Source organism: Paenibacillus barcinonensis, from assembly GCF_003217495.1.
Lineage (GTDB): Bacteria > Bacillota > Bacilli > Paenibacillales > Paenibacillaceae > Paenibacillus > Paenibacillus barcinonensis.
This window is the reverse complement of the sequence record NZ_QJSW01000005.1, coordinates 116908-132362: the sequence shown is the minus strand read 5'-3', so window position 1 is coordinate 132362 and position 15455 is coordinate 116908. Positions and strand designations below refer to the sequence as shown.

15 protein-coding genes are annotated in these 15455 nt (G+C 47.7%); 4 read left to right on the top strand and 11 right to left on the bottom strand.

Annotated features, from left to right (window positions below):
- Positions 1–49 precede the first annotated feature (49 nt).
- Positions 50–868: a class I SAM-dependent methyltransferase gene (locus tag DFQ00_RS09935; protein ID WP_110896323.1), complete on the top strand. Its 819-nt coding sequence runs from the start codon at positions 50–52 to the stop codon at positions 866–868.
- Positions 869–939: 71 nt separating this feature from the next.
- On the top strand, positions 940–1596 hold the full coding sequence (locus DFQ00_RS09930) for a hypothetical protein (RefSeq protein ID WP_146236144.1): 657 nt from the start codon (positions 940–942) through the stop codon (positions 1594–1596).
- A gap of 85 nt (positions 1597–1681) precedes the next feature.
- Here DFQ00_RS09930 and DFQ00_RS09925 read toward each other — a convergent pair whose 3' ends face one another.
- From DFQ00_RS09925 to DFQ00_RS09915, 3 genes are all read right to left on the bottom strand, one after another.
- Positions 1682–2458 carry a hypothetical protein gene (locus tag DFQ00_RS09925; protein ID WP_244213762.1) on the bottom strand — a complete coding sequence of 259 codons (777 nt, stop codon included), beginning with the start codon at positions 2456–2458 and terminating at the stop codon, positions 1682–1684.
- Between the two features lie 136 nt (positions 2459–2594).
- Positions 2595–3014, bottom strand: a complete 420-nt coding sequence (locus tag DFQ00_RS09920) for a hypothetical protein (protein WP_110896320.1) — start codon at positions 3012–3014, stop codon at positions 2595–2597.
- Positions 3015–3882: 868 nt separating this feature from the next.
- Positions 3883–5166 carry an XRE family transcriptional regulator gene (locus DFQ00_RS09915; protein ID WP_110896319.1) on the bottom strand — a complete coding sequence of 428 codons (1284 nt, stop codon included), beginning with the start codon at positions 5164–5166 and terminating at the stop codon, positions 3883–3885.
- A 306-nt stretch (positions 5167–5472) separates the two neighbouring features.
- On the opposite strand from DFQ00_RS09915, the gene fabV reads away from it, so the two are divergent.
- Positions 5473–6669, top strand: coding sequence for an enoyl-ACP reductase FabV (fabV, locus tag DFQ00_RS09910; protein WP_110896318.1), 1197 nt, complete (start codon positions 5473–5475; stop codon positions 6667–6669).
- Here fabV and DFQ00_RS09905 read toward each other — a convergent pair.
- Together DFQ00_RS09905 and DFQ00_RS09900 are read right to left on the bottom strand one after the other, a co-directional pair.
- Positions 6664–6942 carry a hypothetical protein gene (locus DFQ00_RS09905; RefSeq protein WP_244213761.1) on the bottom strand — a complete coding sequence of 93 codons (279 nt, stop codon included), beginning with the start codon at positions 6940–6942 and terminating at the stop codon, positions 6664–6666. The two genes, fabV and DFQ00_RS09905, sit on opposite strands and share 6 nt — an antisense overlap.
- A gap of 145 nt (positions 6943–7087) precedes the next feature.
- Positions 7088–7678: a restriction endonuclease gene (locus DFQ00_RS09900; protein ID WP_110896317.1), complete on the bottom strand. Its 591-nt coding sequence runs from the start codon at positions 7676–7678 to the stop codon at positions 7088–7090.
- Positions 7679–7927: 249 nt separating this feature from the next.
- On the opposite strand from DFQ00_RS09900, the gene DFQ00_RS09895 reads away from it, so the two are divergent.
- Positions 7928–9199, top strand: coding sequence for a hypothetical protein (locus DFQ00_RS09895; protein ID WP_110896316.1), 1272 nt, complete (start codon positions 7928–7930; stop codon positions 9197–9199).
- A gap of 75 nt (positions 9200–9274) precedes the next feature.
- Here DFQ00_RS09895 and msrA read toward each other — a convergent pair whose 3' ends face one another.
- The 6 genes from msrA to DFQ00_RS29110 all read right to left on the bottom strand — a co-directional run bounded on the left by msrA (position 9275) and on the right by DFQ00_RS29110 (position 15361).
- Positions 9275–9790 (bottom strand): peptide-methionine (S)-S-oxide reductase MsrA, encoded by a 516-nt coding sequence (msrA, locus tag DFQ00_RS09890; RefSeq protein ID WP_110896315.1) that lies wholly within the window; start codon positions 9788–9790, stop codon positions 9275–9277.
- A gap of 274 nt (positions 9791–10064) precedes the next feature.
- Complete coding sequence (locus tag DFQ00_RS09885) at positions 10065–10322, bottom strand: GlsB/YeaQ/YmgE family stress response membrane protein (RefSeq protein ID WP_110896314.1); 258 nt, start codon at positions 10320–10322, stop codon at positions 10065–10067.
- A gap of 351 nt (positions 10323–10673) precedes the next feature.
- Positions 10674–11987, bottom strand: a complete 1314-nt coding sequence (locus DFQ00_RS09880) for an AAA family ATPase (protein ID WP_425271017.1) — start codon at positions 11985–11987, stop codon at positions 10674–10676.
- Complete coding sequence (locus tag DFQ00_RS09875) at positions 11987–13450, bottom strand: RtcB family protein (RefSeq protein ID WP_174812150.1); 1464 nt, start codon at positions 13448–13450, stop codon at positions 11987–11989. The genes DFQ00_RS09880 and DFQ00_RS09875 overlap by 1 nt, the downstream gene beginning before the upstream one ends.
- A gap of 503 nt (positions 13451–13953) precedes the next feature.
- Positions 13954–14772 carry a TerC family protein gene (locus tag DFQ00_RS09870; RefSeq protein WP_110896549.1) on the bottom strand — a complete coding sequence of 273 codons (819 nt, stop codon included), beginning with the start codon at positions 14770–14772 and terminating at the stop codon, positions 13954–13956.
- A gap of 274 nt (positions 14773–15046) precedes the next feature.
- The gene (locus DFQ00_RS29110) at positions 15047–15361 is read right to left on the bottom strand and encodes a DUF3817 domain-containing protein (protein WP_167433651.1); all 315 of its coding nucleotides are present in this window, start codon (positions 15359–15361) and stop codon (positions 15047–15049) included.
- Between the last annotated feature and the right edge of the window lie 94 nt (positions 15362–15455).

The window sequence follows — 15455 nt, the reverse complement described above, 5'->3', positions numbered from 1 at the left end:
GTATTTGAGGTACATGGGTAGAGGTTAATTGAAGTGGGGAGGCACAAGGATGAATCAGCAAATCAGGCGTAATAATGTGGAACGCTTTAAAGGCTTTGGCACACTCTATGATCAAAACAGGCCCGCTGCTCCCCGTAAAGTGGTTGATGTACTTACGAATTATCTGGGAAGCAGACCTCGCCTCGTAGCTGATGTCGGTTGCGGCACAGGCTTATCCACCTGGATCTGGTTACACGATGCCGAGCGTATTATCGGTGTGGAGCCTAGTGATGATATGCGCAGCGTGGGCATTGCCAAATGGCAAGCGGCAGGCGAGCCGACTCAGCTTCGCTTCGCCGCAGGCATGTCTCATGACCTTGGTCTCCCGGATGACAGCGTGGATATCCTGACCTGCTCCCAATCGTTTCACTGGATGGAGCCGGAATCCACCCTGCGCGAGTTCGCTCGAGTGCTCCGTCCTGGTGGTATTTTTGCCGCCTACGATTGTGACTGGCCGCCATCGCTCGATTGGCAGCTTGAAGCAGCTTACGAGCAGTTGGTAAGCACCGCAGATGAGCTTGCCTCCCGTCTGGCGAGCACTGAGCAGCAAGCACATAAATGGAGCAAGGAGGAGCATCTGCAGCAGATTCGGCAGTCAGGTCTGTTCCGCTATAGCCGCGAGATCGTATTCCATCATTACGAGCCGTTTACCGCCGACCGTTACGCCAACCTGGCGCTCAGCCAAGGTGGTCTGCAAACCGCGCTGAAGCTCGGCGCAACGGAATTGAACGAGCTTGCGGATGACTTCAGACGCCAGGCTGAGCTTGTTTTTGCCGGAACCTCCAAAGAAGTGTTATTCTCTTATCGCATGCGGATGGGTATTGTTTAAAATGAATGGGATTAAGCACATGGAAAGTCATCTGAGTTAAGAGCATGGTGATCAGAAAGGTTGTGAACGCTATGAGTGAACTACAAGCACTGAAGGAGAATCGACTTTTTATCAAAAGCTGGCTCGATGCATATTTCGATTCCCCCCACCGGCATATACTGATGTCCCTTCCAGCCAAAATGGAAGAGGATGACAAGGGCGTGCCTGTGGCTATGCAGGATGGCGAGATTGACGAAGAGGGCTGGGTGCTTTGGAAAATGATGGACTCAGCGGTCACGGAGGAGCAGATTGATGAATTGGCTGATGCTTTGATCAGCCCTCTATCTTATAAGTATGGTACGACTTTCTCTGTGCCGCCGCTGTACGCCGCCTATCTGAGCACCCGATACGTACTTAACGTATATCTTCGTTTCGATGAATGTACAATTGAATTGCCCAACCTGCCTTCCGACTCCCCACTGGAGGAGATTCGTGAGCTCTGGTCCTCATGGCCATCCCTGATTGAGGCAGGATATATTCCGTTTGCTTCCTATGAGGATGGAGCCGGACCCGTGTGCTGGGATGCGAATAAGCCAGATCAAGCGAAGGACTATGCTGTCGTATGGTTTGATCACGAAGCATTATTTGATGAACAGCAGCATAGCCGGGAGAAGCTTGAGCCGCATGCACAGCCTCTTTTCTCCTCATTTCGGGAAATGCTGATGCAGCAGGGGACGAAAAGGTGGTAAAAAGATACACTTCAATAGGTTTCAAGACACGCCCTGATGACTTCCATTTATATGATCCCCATATTTTGTGACCACAGATGCAGGTTCAGGGCGAGAACAGCTGATTCAACTGCTGCTCCTGCACTTGAAGTGCAAGGGCCACCTTGGAAGGGTCCTGTCTGGAATAAAATACGTTAATAAGGTTTCCCTGCTGGACCTGTGAAAGCGCAGCGGGAACAATTTCTTTTTGCGTGGTCACCTCAAAGCTTTCCCCATTCGGCTTCGTGACACTTAATGTAAGCTGTAGCTTGATGTTGCCATTGTTTCCGTTACCGAGTGGAGTAACATCGACTATTTTAGCCAGCCCTTTCTCTCCTGTTCGTGCAATATCCAACATTTCGGGCGCGATGCCCTGCTGCATCATCTTTTCATTCAACAGTTCCTGCATATGCTCTTGCGACACCGTTCCATGCTGATCCAGCCCTACCTTGCGCTCATCCCTCTCAGACACGACAAGCGGAATGACACTTCCCGGCTGAAACTGGGACAACGAGGTTAATGGAATAACACTTCTCAGCTCTGCATCATACGTTTCCTGTCCCTGAAGAGACACCTTCAACATGATTTGCACTTCAGGCTGTTCATTAATGTAGACACCCGTCTGCTGTAAACTTTGAATCACGCCAAGCGCTGGCTTTCCTGATTTGATCTTGCGTTGCCCCAGACTTGTACCTAATACAGATGTCACCACCATCAGACCAATACCGCCAAAAATCATCGGTTTAAACCACCACGCCTGCATAGCGCTAAATGGATCATGCCAAAGCCACTGTGCCACCACGGGAGAAATGCCCGCCCCAAACACCAGGAGCAAACCTAACATTCCGAAAAACCGACTCATATCCCTCACCTCGTATATCTATTTACAGTTGTTAGCTGCAACAATCATGTTCACTTCCATGAAATCCATTACGAACTTGCTAAGACATCATTTGTCTTCCCTCTCCACCCCAGGCTACCTAAACAGACAGAAGTCCCATATAGATCAGTTCAGAGGGATTTGCCGGATGCTGCCCCAAACCAACACGATCACCCGAACGTGGAATCTGCAGCTTGGACACCAATGTTTCCATCGTACGCTGATAGGTAAGACCGTTCTTTTCAGTCACCTCAAGCACAAGCACCACAATCGGATCAAAATTAATTAGTTTCCCCGTATCCGATACACTGAGCACGGTCCCGGTCGCCATCAGGGGAAGCGAACCACTTGCAGCCAGTTGTGCCTGCTTAGCCGAGTCCAAACCTTGATTGATGGCATCCCGATGTTCTTTAGGTACAAAACCTTTCATCATCAAACCCGTAAGTCCGCTATTGATCGTACGTTCCGCTCTGGCAAGAGCATCTTCCTGTTTGTTTTTACGTGTAAACCATCCCAGCATATCGAACACCTCATTTGTTTTTTATTGGATATACTTAATTATAAACACAACACAAAGCCACTGAATACACCTCTGGACACATACAAAAAAACAGAGGAAATACGTCTGTTCCAGACACCACTTCATCCATTTATTTGTCCATATGCCCGGCTTCCCCAATAAAAAAGCACGTTTTTCTAACTTAATGAGCATTAAGCCTTTTGTTTTTGTAACTTTGCCTGTGGTTCCAGCTATGCCGATCCGTCAAATGTCTACTTTTAAACGTTATCTTCTCCGCACACCTTACCTTTAGTTGCCTTAAAGCTCCTCCCCTTCCGCTAAGCCAAGCTCATTTTCTAACGATCACAGATAACCTTATTTGGGGCAATATTAGGCTTGCTGGAATTGTAACGATCTCCAGGAACCTTATTTCGCCAAAAACGCAAGAAAAATGCCAAGTTTCACATCAATCTCGTTACATTAGGTTTCCTGTGATCGTTAGAATATAGAAGCGTGTCATTTCACCCACATAGCGTCTCCGGTGATCGTTAGAAAAATCACACTCCCACAGAGGCGATGAATCTCCTTTTTAGCGCCTTTAAAGTTATCTTGATTTACTTGATTTACTTGATTTACTTGCCTTGCTTGTTTTACCTGCTTTGCTTGGGTGCCTTGCGTACTTACTTTTCACCTATCCTGCTGCCCCATGCTCACCTTCTATTCTGTTGGTTGGTTGTCCGCTTGCTCCTTACCTTGGCTGGTTTGATTACTTTACCTGCTCTACAAACTCTGCTTATCTGACAACTCCCCCTCGACCTTACCTTACCTTACCTTACCTTACCTTACCTTACCTACCTGACCCTACCCGAGTCTGCCTGACCACCCAGCTTCAGCTCGACCGCCGTAGCAAATACACCAGTTTACGATAATACGCTGCCGCTTCCTTGTACCGACGCTGATCCTCACTCACTACAGCCAGTCCCTCATATAATGTCTCTAAACGCATGGACTGCTGGATACTCTCAAAATAAGGCAGACATGCCTGCGCATGCGTCAAAAATAAGTCCTGTTCACCATGCGCCAGAGCAAGCTGACTTTGATAGAAAACAGCACTCATCTGCTGATCCTCCGTAACAGCACAGCTTAACAGCTGATGCACCCCTTGAGCCAGCATGCCCCAGCTTTTTCGGGCCGTGGCAACCTCGCAGCGGTACACCCAGAGCAGCGGCTTCATCGCCTGCTGTGTCTCCTCCGTTTCTGCACCAAGCAGGCTCTCGAACCGCTTGATCTCCTCCTCTGCCTGGTCAAGCTCCCCTGACATCGTTAACATCACAATCCGGTTATTCGCTATCGCGGTCATCAGCTCCCCCGAATTTCCCGCATATACCAAATTCGCCTCGGCCATGGATAAAGCTGACAACGCCTCCTGCACAAGTCCCATCGTAAAGCAGTACCCGCTGTAAGCTACATACAGACCAGACAATCGGTGAAACAAGCGATGGTCGTAGACATACTTCATCGTCTGCTCAAACGTGCTTTTCGCCGCCTCGTATTGCCGAGTCTGAATGTACGCCTCCATCTGGATATTCTGGATGGATAGCCATAGCTCACTGCCCGGCTCCGTCAGGCTGCTTAGCCTTGTCACATGAGTTAGCACATCTACAAAAGCCAGCTTGGACCGGTAATATTGGATTTTATAGAAAAGCAGCGCTTTGCTGAGCGGCCTTGGAAGCTGAACATCATCCGGGCGGCCAAGCCTCTCCAGATAAAAATTGAGATACGATGTATGAATATATTCATGCGCGGCGGCATCATTTAACTGCTGGTAATATACTGCCTTCATGAGAGCGGTTGTCAGCTCTACCGTAAGCGAATCATGCCGATCCTTCAGCGCATGCACGGATTCCTCCGGGATTATTGTGGCTGGCACGCACATCTGTGCAAAAATCTGCTCCGCCCGCGCCATCGTCTGCTCATCCTGTGCATTGGCACGCAGCAAATACGAGGCACTCACCCCCAGACGACTGGCGATGCTTTCAGCCAAATCCTCAGGCAGCGGATAACGCTCTGCCAGAATGTTTGCAAAATGAGCTTGCGTAATCAGACCTTCTACAAGGTCTTTGCGTGAGATTTGTTTTCGTTTGCTCAAAAACTCGATCCGTTCCTTCAGCATACCAAGTCTATCCTTTCCTAATCACGTTGTAACATTTCAAGCCTATCATCCCAAAATCACATCTCAATTGCCAGACTTCCAGTAAAAATGATCAAAACGGTTTCCGTTTCGAACACAATTGTTTTACAATAGGGAAGATGCATACGGGCATTAGAGCATTCATTCAGAGTATGGAACGTTTGGAGCATGATGAGTATCGAACATGTGGAGTATGAAGACCCAAAGCAACACAATGAATCTATTCCGCTTGGAACATGCATGAAACAGGCATGAAACATGAATTGAACACGAAAGGGTGCCACAATAATGATTATTAAACCAAGAACGCGTGGTTTTATCTGCACAACCTCCCATCCTGTCGGCTGTGCGGCACAAGTACAGGAACAGATTGATTATGTAAAATCCCGGCCTGCCATTCAGGGCCCGCGCAACGTGCTTGTCATTGGCGCGTCTACAGGTTACGGGCTGGCTTCACGTATCGTCTCCGCTTTTGGAGCAGGAGCCAATACAATCGGTATATATCGCCCGTCCAGCTCAACGGACAAACGTACAGCTTCTGCCGGATGGTATAACTCTGCAGCGTTTGAGAAGGCTGCTGATGCAGCAGGCCTGAAATCCTACAGCATCACAGGTGATGCTTTTGCCAATGAAACCCGCGACAAGGCCGTCGAGCTGATCCGCAGCGAATTCGGTCAGGTGGATCTGGTTGTCTACAGTGTCGCTTCCGCGCGCCGTACCGATCCCAATACAGGCGAAGTGTTCAACTCGGTGCTGAAGCCGATCGGACAATCCTATACGAACAAAACCGTTAACTTCCATACAGGGGAGATCAGTTCGGTTACGCTTGAGCCTGCTACAGAAGAAGAGATTCGTCAGACCGTCAACGTGATGGGCGGCGAGGACTGGGAGCTGTGGATGGATGCGCTGCAGCAAGGCGGCGTACTTGCAGACAATGCTACAACCCTCGCCTTCTCCTACATCGGCCCTGAATTGACACATGCGATCTATCGTGAAGGCTCCATCGGTCAGGCGAAGGATCATCTCGAAGCAACGGCACGCAAAATGCATGAGCGTCTGAGCGCAACAGGTGGACGTGCTTACGTTACCGTAGCCAAAGCACTTGTCACCCAATCCAGCTCTGCGATTCCGGTTGTGCCACTGTATATTTCCGCTTTGTACAAAGTAATGAAGGAAAAAGGATTGCATGAAGGCTGCATCGAGCAATTGCAGCGTCTGTTTGCGGATCGTCTGTATGCTGGCGGTGAAGTGCCGACCGATGAGCAAGGACGCATTCGTATTGATGATTGGGAGATGAAAGCAGACGTGCAGGAGGAAGTTGCGAAGATCTGGAACGAGCTGACAACAGAAAATATCTATGATCTGTCCGATCTGGAAGGCTACCGCCGCGAGTTTTTCCAACTGTTCGGTTTTGAAACGGATGGCGTTGATTATGAAGCCGATGTTGATCCGAACGTGGAAGTCCCTCATCTTGTTCAGTCATAGAATTGGATTTTGTTGTGCATGAAGGGAGGAGCTGAGCGCTTCTCCTTTTCTTATTTTCTCCCGCTCTAAGACAAAATAAAAAGAAGCACCACCATCCCGGATGATCTGCTTCTTGTGTTTGACCTTTTGCAATTTTTCCTGCTTTGTTGGTGTCAGACGCACATGCTGGGATAACGCCCCGTAATCTCCATTAATTCTCCGACTTTGCTCGGGACACCACTGGCCTGATCGTGCTGCTTTGCGTAACGCTTTTTGTGTCTGTGTACGTGCCATACCATTACACACTCCTTCAATTGATATACGTTCAATATATCATGTGCAGCGATACAAGTGAAGGTGCAGCCAGCCCGAACCCATACATACGTTGTTTGTGAAAAGAAACCCTCCACCCCGCGCTCAAGACCGCGCCCGTCTGACATCAAGTACGCTTGCGCCGAGACTGCCACGTTTCGATTGGCTCGTGGTCATCCTCTTCGATCAATTCCAGCGCCTCATCCTGCCTGCGCGATTTGAAGAGACTGATCAGCTCTATCAAATCCTCGCGGTCCAGCAGCTTCACTCCGTTCACCGCCGCCAGTATTCGGCAAGAATCCGTATAACGGGCGGAGGTCAGTACAATCGAACGTTCGGCCTCATAATAACGCATCGACGTGTAAATTTCCTGCACCGCACCCAGACCAACCGGATGATTTGCCCCGTATCGCTTCGCCTGTACCACATTTCTTCTGCCCAGCCTGTCCACAAAAACAAGATCCGCACCAAAATCCCGACTGCCGGTCGTTTTGTGAACCTCATCGTAGCCCAACTGCTCTAACAGATTGTAGAGGTATAATTCAAATTCCGAGCCGTCTTGCATTAGATCAATATCCCTGATCGTAATTTTCTGAGGATTGGCCTCGCTTCGAATCCGCTGCCCGCGGTAGATGATTCGCCTTACAATCCAGGTCAGCAGCAATAACAGGACGATGCCTGCCATAACCAATAAAGTCAGGTTGTCACTCCAATTCATATCTGTTCTCCTTGTCCGTCTTGCTCCATACCTTGCGTATAACTCATGTTACAGCACTAAATATATCAAACTTCGAAATATATCGAAAGAAGATGAATTCCCTGTAACTGTTTCACTTCTGCAAACATCAGATATGCACATCCAGAGTCTAAAATGGTTACAACGCATCTGGTTGAATTATACTAGAATTTAATGGTAGAATTCTTCAATCGGTTCTATTTTGACCGAATACGAAAGGTGGTTTCTCACTTGTATCCAACGAACAAACAGAAGACGACAACATGGGCTGTTCTACTGCTAAGCAGCATGCTCTTCTTGAACATGAACACAGCAGCACACGCAGCAGCCGCCACAGAATCCCTTCCTAAGCCTGCCTGGACCTCTTCTTCCCTGATGTTGACAGAGGCTAATACAGAAAAAGACGTGATGATCCAAAATATTTATACTGTACCTTCCAAAAATCTGGTGTATGTTCACTCGTCCCAGCCCGTCATCAAAACGAGTAGCAAAACTACACTGGATTGGAAGCTTGATTCCCTGCAGGCAATTGATGCTAAAACAGGGCAGGTAAAATGGAGCACCATTTTCCATGAGAAAAGCGGACCTTACACTACATACTCCAATTCCTGGTATACAAATAATGGTACAGCATATGTATACATGGAGTATTCGGATAAAAGTAAAAAGCTATATTCCTTTAACACTTCGGGCAAGACCAATTGGGTTAAAAATATAAATGCATCAGCAACTGTCTCACTTATGAACAACGATAATGTGCTCGTGGCTTCAAGTCAGGGCGCACAAGCCAATGGCTCTGTGCGCTCCACACTATCGCTTTATGACAAAAAAGGAAAGCTGCTAAGCGAGAAAACGATCGCAGGCACGGTGCTTGAGGCAGGTCACGACCGAATCGTCGTAGATGCAAGCAAACAGGTGAAGTCTGGCAGCTTATGGCAGCCTGCTGCGAACCCTAAAATTGAAATTTACGATACCTCGTTCACACGTCTGTCCTTCTATCAATTCCCGGCAAATGCCAGTACACAAGGCGATGGCGGCGGAGAATCGCTGGCCATTCTGGATGATGGCTCGATCATCATGCGTGCCAATTTTGAAGGTACAGGCAATCGACTGATGGGATTTGGCCCGGATGGCAAGCTTGCATGGGGTCGTGCTATTGCTGGCAATGCCTTCATTCAGACGTCCGGGAACAGCTATACTGTACTCACTGGACCGAAGCTGGAGCTGTACACGATGAACGGCAAAGTGACCGAACGTTTATTCCAGGATGCGAAGCCTGTGCTTATGAATGTGGACCGTACACAGGACGGACAATATCAGCTGAATTTTGCCAAAACAGGGTATATCCTTGATCCGCAGACCTTGGAGGATGTACATGTGTACACCGTCAGCACGGCCGTTCCGTCACTGGATCGTGTCTCGGCCTACGCAAACGATGTCATCTATTCCATGAAAGATGATGCGCTGTCCAAGTATGCACTCAAGCCCTCAACAGCCAAGTAAAAACCAATGAAACCCGAACACCCGTAAGTAAATAAAAAGCCGGATAAGCTCCTTGAAGGGCTGCTCCGGCTTCTTTTATTTCCAATTTTCGTTAATAAACTCGTCTCTGCCGGACATCGCCCGATCTTCTTTGTAATGCTTCTCGTTTTTCTTGTGATAGTCCTGATGGTAATCCTCAGCGGGGTAAAAGGGTACCGCATCACGAATTTCCGTCACAATCGGCTGATGGAAGCGCCCGCTGGCAGCCACATCCTGCTTGGATTGCTCGGCCAGCTGCCGCTGACGTTCATTGTGTACAAAGATAGCCGTGCGATACTGCGATCCCCGATCCTGAAATTGCCCTCCGTCGTCCGTCGGATCAATCTGCGGCCAGTACAGCTCCAGCAAACGCTCGTATGGAAACACCTCCGGATCAAACGTAATCTCAACCACTTCCACATGTCCGGTTTCCCCGGTCTTCACCTGCTCATATGTCGGATTTTCTACATGACCACCTGCGTATCCTGAAATAATACCGTGAATGCCCGGCTGCTCCTCAAACGGTGTGACCATACACCAGAAGCACCCACCGGCAAACGTTGCCTTTTCCAATTGCTTCATCTCCTCATGTATAAAAACATTAATTCTCGTCTTCAAAAGCCAATAGATTATGTTATTTTCAAAAACTATATTTTTGAAGCACAAGCCAGATTACGTCTGCACTCTTCCATTGTAAAACAACAAGAGGCTGATGGAAAGCCACCGCAACGGCTCTTCATCAACCTCATCCTCCAGCTTCACTTGGAAGCACTTATATGTGTATGCTCCGTACTACTTAACGCTCACCATAGCTGTACAACTTAGAGACATTCGGGCAGTTGCCATTTTACCCGCGACTGCGTCCCATCGAACGGAAAATCATGCTGACGATGGCTACAAGCACAATCGCACCAATAAGTGCGGGTACAATGTAGAATCCACCCATCTGCGGACCCATGTCTCCCAGGATCACTCCGCCTAACCATCCACCGATAAATCCGGCTACGATATTACCGATAATACCGCCTGGGATGTCACGACCAACGATCAGACCTGCGAGCCAACCAATGATACCACCGATAATTAATGACCATAACCAACCCATATCATTCACCTCTAATTTTAAGTTTTTGTTGCGTCTGACTACTATTAACCGCTCCGAAGGCATTTAAACAATTGGCATAGAAATTGTTACATATTACCTATTGTCCAAAGTACCTTCCTCCTCTGCTAACAGGCGTTCCGTGAGGGCATGACAACAGGTCGCGTCAGGTTCCGGCATCTCATCAGCACATTGGCTGCGATATGTACCTCCCGAAAGTCATTGTATGTTATTAGAGACGAGGTTAGTATGCCCAGAACAGGTGAATTTATATTTATGACAGGCACATTGGTAAGGCAATTCCATCTTCTTCCTTCATATCATCCGTGGTTTCGCTCAATAGTACATATATAATCAATAAAATCCAGCTCGACCCTTACCTGGCTGGGCAAGCCAGTTGTGTTTGTGGCTTTTGTCCAGTTCTCCACGCATGGACTGAATTACCTGAACTATATCCGTTCGTCCATTTTGATGCCACTCCAGGGCTACACTGACATACAGCTCGCCAAGTTGTGCAAGCGAGAACGTGTCTGTGAGCCGTGCCGCCTCTATCGTTCCCTCCTCACCCGCAAACACACTGAACCCTCGCTGACGCAAATATTGCAGACGCAAGGCCTCATCTGGCAGCGGAATTTCATAAGCCCGGTCAAAACGACCGGCACGGTTCATCAGACCCGGATCAATTTTTTCAGGATAGTTGGTTGTGCCAATCAGGAAAATCCCTTCCTTGGACGTCGCGCCATCCAGAGTATTTAGAAAAAAGGAACGTACTTCATCGGGCATGGAATCAATGTCCTCAATAATCAGCACCATCGGTGCAAGCCGTTTGGCAGCGTCGAACACTTCACGTACCGACTCGCTGTTTGTGTATTCGGTAATCTGCCAGTATGCAGCCGGCCCTGGAATGCTGCCCGCGATTGATTTTACGAGCGTGGTCTTCCCGTTGCCGGGGTGTCCATAAAGCAGAATCCCGCGTTTATAAGGAATATCATAATCGCGATAGAAGGAACGATCCGCTTCAAAGAACTGGTCCAGTGAGCGGAATATATCCTGTTTGATCTGTGCAGAGAGGACTACGTCCTCCCTGCTTACCGAACGTGTAATGGACTCCACATGACGGTCACTCCCGTTGCGGGCATCCGTATATACGGTGACCTTTTTCATATTTTGCTGCCGTTCACGCTCTCTCACACTCCCGAGAAACTGCTTCATCTCTTCATCGCCGACAGCAAACACAAAGTCCTCACTGTAAATCCCGTTCTCCCGGAAGAAAGGAACACGCACCAAAGCCACACCCCACTTAGGATAAGCAAACACGTTGTTACGGATGGAGTAATGCACACCATATGTAGGCACATCCCCATCGTCATCATAATGCAGGGTTTGAAGCTCAAGATCCTCAAAGATACGAGCGACCAGTTCCACCTCTGCACTGCCGTTCTGTAAATCCTCTCGTAACAGCTCCCAATATTCGTTATTCGGATCAGAGCTTGAATATAGCTTATATTCCACGCCGTACCGCTTCAGCAGAGCTTCGCCGATACCACGAATCAGTCTGGAATAAACGGCATATCCCTCAACCCGAATCCGGTTATCGTGCTGCTCGTCATAGGTGTAGATGGCCTTCATTGTCTCTGGCTGCTTCATCTGTAATTCATTTCGATTCATTATTTCGCTCCTTTTACCGCGGCAAGCGGTTTACATTTGGCTACCACTTGAGCTAACCCGGCACCAGTAACACTATCTATAATTTCATCGACATTTTTATACGCCTGGGGTGATTCATCAATAATGGATTCCAGAGATTTCTGGTTAACTACAATCTCATCGGCTGTGCCTACACCGAGTGCCTCCGCAAAATCCTCAACAGTTACCAGACGTTTGGTCGCTGTACGCGACCTTGCACGGCCCGCACCATGACATATCGAATAATAATTATCTGCTCCTCCAGGCTGCCCCACCATAATATAAGAGGCCGTGCCCATAGACCCCGGAATCAGCGCAGGATGGCCTGTAGCCATGTAGGGCTTGGGATTATCCTGATGACCCGCAGGCAGAGCACGCGTTGCCCCTTTTCGATGTACAAACACGGAGCCTCGCTCTGTATGGGATTCCTCCCAAGCATAATTATGCATCAGGTCGTACAGGGTACGAAACTCACATTTGGACCCGAATACATCACGGAAGGCTTCTCGAATGGAGTAAGCAATCAGATGACGGTTAACTACAGCGTAATTCAACGCAGAATACATCATATTGACATAGTGTCGTCCTTCCGCATGCTCCAGCGGAGCAAACACCAATCTTGGATCGGTAGTGCCGAGTCCCAACCGCTGCATCACTTTGGCAATGGCTGCTGAGCTTGTCTGGCTCACATGCCCTCCCCAAGCGCGGGAACCCGAGTGAATCATGACAACAATCTGTCCATCGACCAGTCCCCATGCCTCAGCCACTTCACGATTTTCCTCAGCAATCTCAATTGCCTGAATCTCGGCAAAGTGATTCCCGCCCCCCAATGTGCCAAGCTGACGATGAGACCGATGCCAGGTCATATCCGGGACAAGGTTTAACACATTTTCATCGTAAGTGAACTTGCTGCTTTCCACATGTGTAAGCGAAGTGGATTTTTTGGGAGAGTAACTGTCGGGGATATATTTTTTTGGCAGTCCGTGCAGTCCTTTGCGTACGATGTTCTCCAGCCTGATGTCCGAGTAATGACCACGCTGGTTTGCCTCCATGGGCAGCACCTTTTCAATGGCTTTGACCAGTTGGCGACGAAGCTTGACCTCTTTCAAATCGTCCTTGTGCAGATTCGTCAGATGCACGCGCATACCACAACCAATGTCACTACCCACGATGGAAGGCGATACATATCCACCTTCTGTCTCCCATACAGCCGTTGTGCCAATACATGTGCCTACACCAACGTGTACATCCGGGGTATACCCCATATAAGAAATACCAGGAATTTGCAGGTTATTGTTGGCCATCTCGAATACTTTATAATCCAGAGAAGAGAAAAGCTGCTGTGCAGCATATACAGTGAGTTCTCCCGCCGGCAGATGAACGTGATGGCGATAGCCTTCTGCTGTCTCGCTCAAGCTTGCAAATGGATTGATTTCATTATTCATAAATAAATGTTATTCCTTCCTGTACGTTCAGCAAATTCGGTTTTGCTGCTTGTTATTTTGGATGTAAATATAAAAAAAAGCCATAGACTCGTCGTCCATGGCTTCTACTGCATGACAATAACGGATAACAGGAAAAATCGGTTTTGCCTGTCATCCATCGCTTGATATCGCGAAGAACACATATTGCCCATAGAATGCATGTCTTATCATTCCATAATCAATATGCCCGTTCTTTATGTCGACCGTATGAGACCAAAAAGACGATGAGCCGGATATGCAGTTGTGTTCAAGTTACGGTGTGCTGAATTCAAATCATAACCAAGCATCATGTCTCTCGGCCTCCCTTCATTATTGTTATGTATTATATTACGGGCACATCTTTTGGATTGTCAACCCTTAGCTTGAAAAATATTGAAGGTCACTTCACACTCATTTGCACTTGTAGCAAAAGAGGAGGTCGTCCAAAGACGCCTCCCCCGTAACCATTTTTTTTGAATAGAGCCTTACAATTCAGTCTGTTTCTCCAGTTCTTTAACCGGGTTTTCATTCTCCTTAGCCGGAACCTTGGATGATAAGAACCAGCCACACACAGCTATAGCAATTAATACAATATAAAAACCGAATTTCCAAATTTTATTTTCCGGGAAATGCTCATCCAGAACACCCAATGCAGGGTGCGCCAGTGTAATTACGGATAACTTGACCCCTACCCACCCAACGATTACAAAAGCTGCAACCTCCAGACCCGGACGGGAATGAAGCAGTTTAACGAAGAATGAAGCGGCAAAACGCATAATCACAAGTCCAATAAAGCCGCCCAGGAAAATGACGATAAATTGTCCGCCATCCAATCCGCCGATTGGCGGCAAGCCACTTGGCGGCAAAGCCACTGCCAACGCTACCGCAGCGAGAATAGAATCCACTGCAAAGGCAATATCCGCTACCTCAACCTTAAACACAGTCATCCAGAAGCCAGATTGCTTCTTAGGCTTTTTAGGTGTATCATCAGCAGCTTCATCCGTTTTATTGCGGCTTCCCATCACCTTCTTAACGATATGATTAATGGAGATGTACAAGAGATACAGTGCTCCAATGGCTTGAACCTGCCATACATCGACCAGGAATGAGATGAGGAACAAAGAACCGAGACGGAAAATAAATGCACCCATCAATCCATAAAACAACGCTTTTTTACGCTTTTCCTCTGGTAAATGTTTGACCATAATTGCAAGTACCAGAGCATTATCTGCTGCAAGCAATCCCTCAAGGACTACTAAGACCAGGAGCACCCACCCGTATTCCAATAATAATGCTGCATCCAACATTAACTCCTCCTTAATATCCTTATAATGTACAACAAAAAGGACCTTTACCATTACTGGTAAGGTCCTTTTATAACCACAAAAAGAAACCTTTACCGAGCATAGATACTTGGTAAAGGTCTCGCTAACAACGAAATGCTGCCAATAAAGCCGGGGATACAATCCCGAATTGACGACTTTATTGTAAAAGCTACTCCCCTTTAACAGGAATATGTAGTTTTAGTACAACTGATGAATAACATGTAAACATCATATTTCATAACACAAAATAAAGTCAAGCTTTATTTGCGGATTCACGATACATTTTTCGAAAAACCAAAAAATCGTAAATCATATTGCCGAGCGGTACAAATGAAATGAAAAACAACGCGATGGGGCGGCGCAAACGCCATTTCTGAACCGTATATAAAGATACCATAAACAAAAGGTACATCAGGAACAGAAAGCCGTACACATTGCCAAACCACGTAACAGCTTGAGGCATGACCCCTGCATCCCGGAGAGGAAAGGCAACAAATAACAATAAGAGATAAGATATTCCCTGTAACCATAACAGCAGCCGGAAACGACCCAGCATTGAACCTAACATTTTTAAGCCTCCTGCTTCTATATGCGGTAACACATATGATAATCCTGTACAGTATATCACAAAAGCACGTTCAAGCTGCAGCACAGGTTGACAG

Coding starts and splice junctions, on each gene's coding strand:
- DFQ00_RS09935 (WP_110896323.1), top strand. CDS start 50: ATGAATCAGCAAATCAGGCGTAATAATGTGGAACGCTTTAAAGGCTTT.
- DFQ00_RS09930 (WP_146236144.1), top strand. CDS start 940: ATGAGTGAACTACAAGCACTGAAGGAGAATCGACTTTTTATCAAAAGC.
- DFQ00_RS09925 (WP_244213762.1), bottom strand. CDS start 2,458: ATGTTAGGTTTGCTCCTGGTGTTTGGGGCGGGCATTTCTCCCGTGGTG.
- DFQ00_RS09920 (WP_110896320.1), bottom strand. CDS start 3,014: ATGCTGGGATGGTTTACACGTAAAAACAAACAGGAAGATGCTCTTGCC.
- DFQ00_RS09915 (WP_110896319.1), bottom strand. CDS start 5,166: ATGCTGAAGGAACGGATCGAGTTTTTGAGCAAACGAAAACAAATCTCA.
- fabV (WP_110896318.1), top strand. CDS start 5,473: ATGATTATTAAACCAAGAACGCGTGGTTTTATCTGCACAACCTCCCAT.
- DFQ00_RS09905 (WP_244213761.1), bottom strand. CDS start 6,942: ATGGCACGTACACAGACACAAAAAGCGTTACGCAAAGCAGCACGATCA.
- DFQ00_RS09900 (WP_110896317.1), bottom strand. CDS start 7,678: ATGAATTGGAGTGACAACCTGACTTTATTGGTTATGGCAGGCATCGTC.
- DFQ00_RS09885 (WP_110896314.1), bottom strand. CDS start 10,322: ATGGGTTGGTTATGGTCATTAATTATCGGTGGTATCATTGGTTGGCTC.
- DFQ00_RS09880 (WP_425271017.1), bottom strand. CDS start 11,987: ATGAATCGAAATGAATTACAGATGAAGCAGCCAGAGACAATGAAGGCC.
- DFQ00_RS09875 (WP_174812150.1), bottom strand. CDS start 13,450: ATGAATAATGAAATCAATCCATTTGCAAGCTTGAGCGAGACAGCAGAA.
- DFQ00_RS29110 (WP_167433651.1), bottom strand. CDS start 15,361: ATGTTAGGTTCAATGCTGGGTCGTTTCCGGCTGCTGTTATGGTTACAG.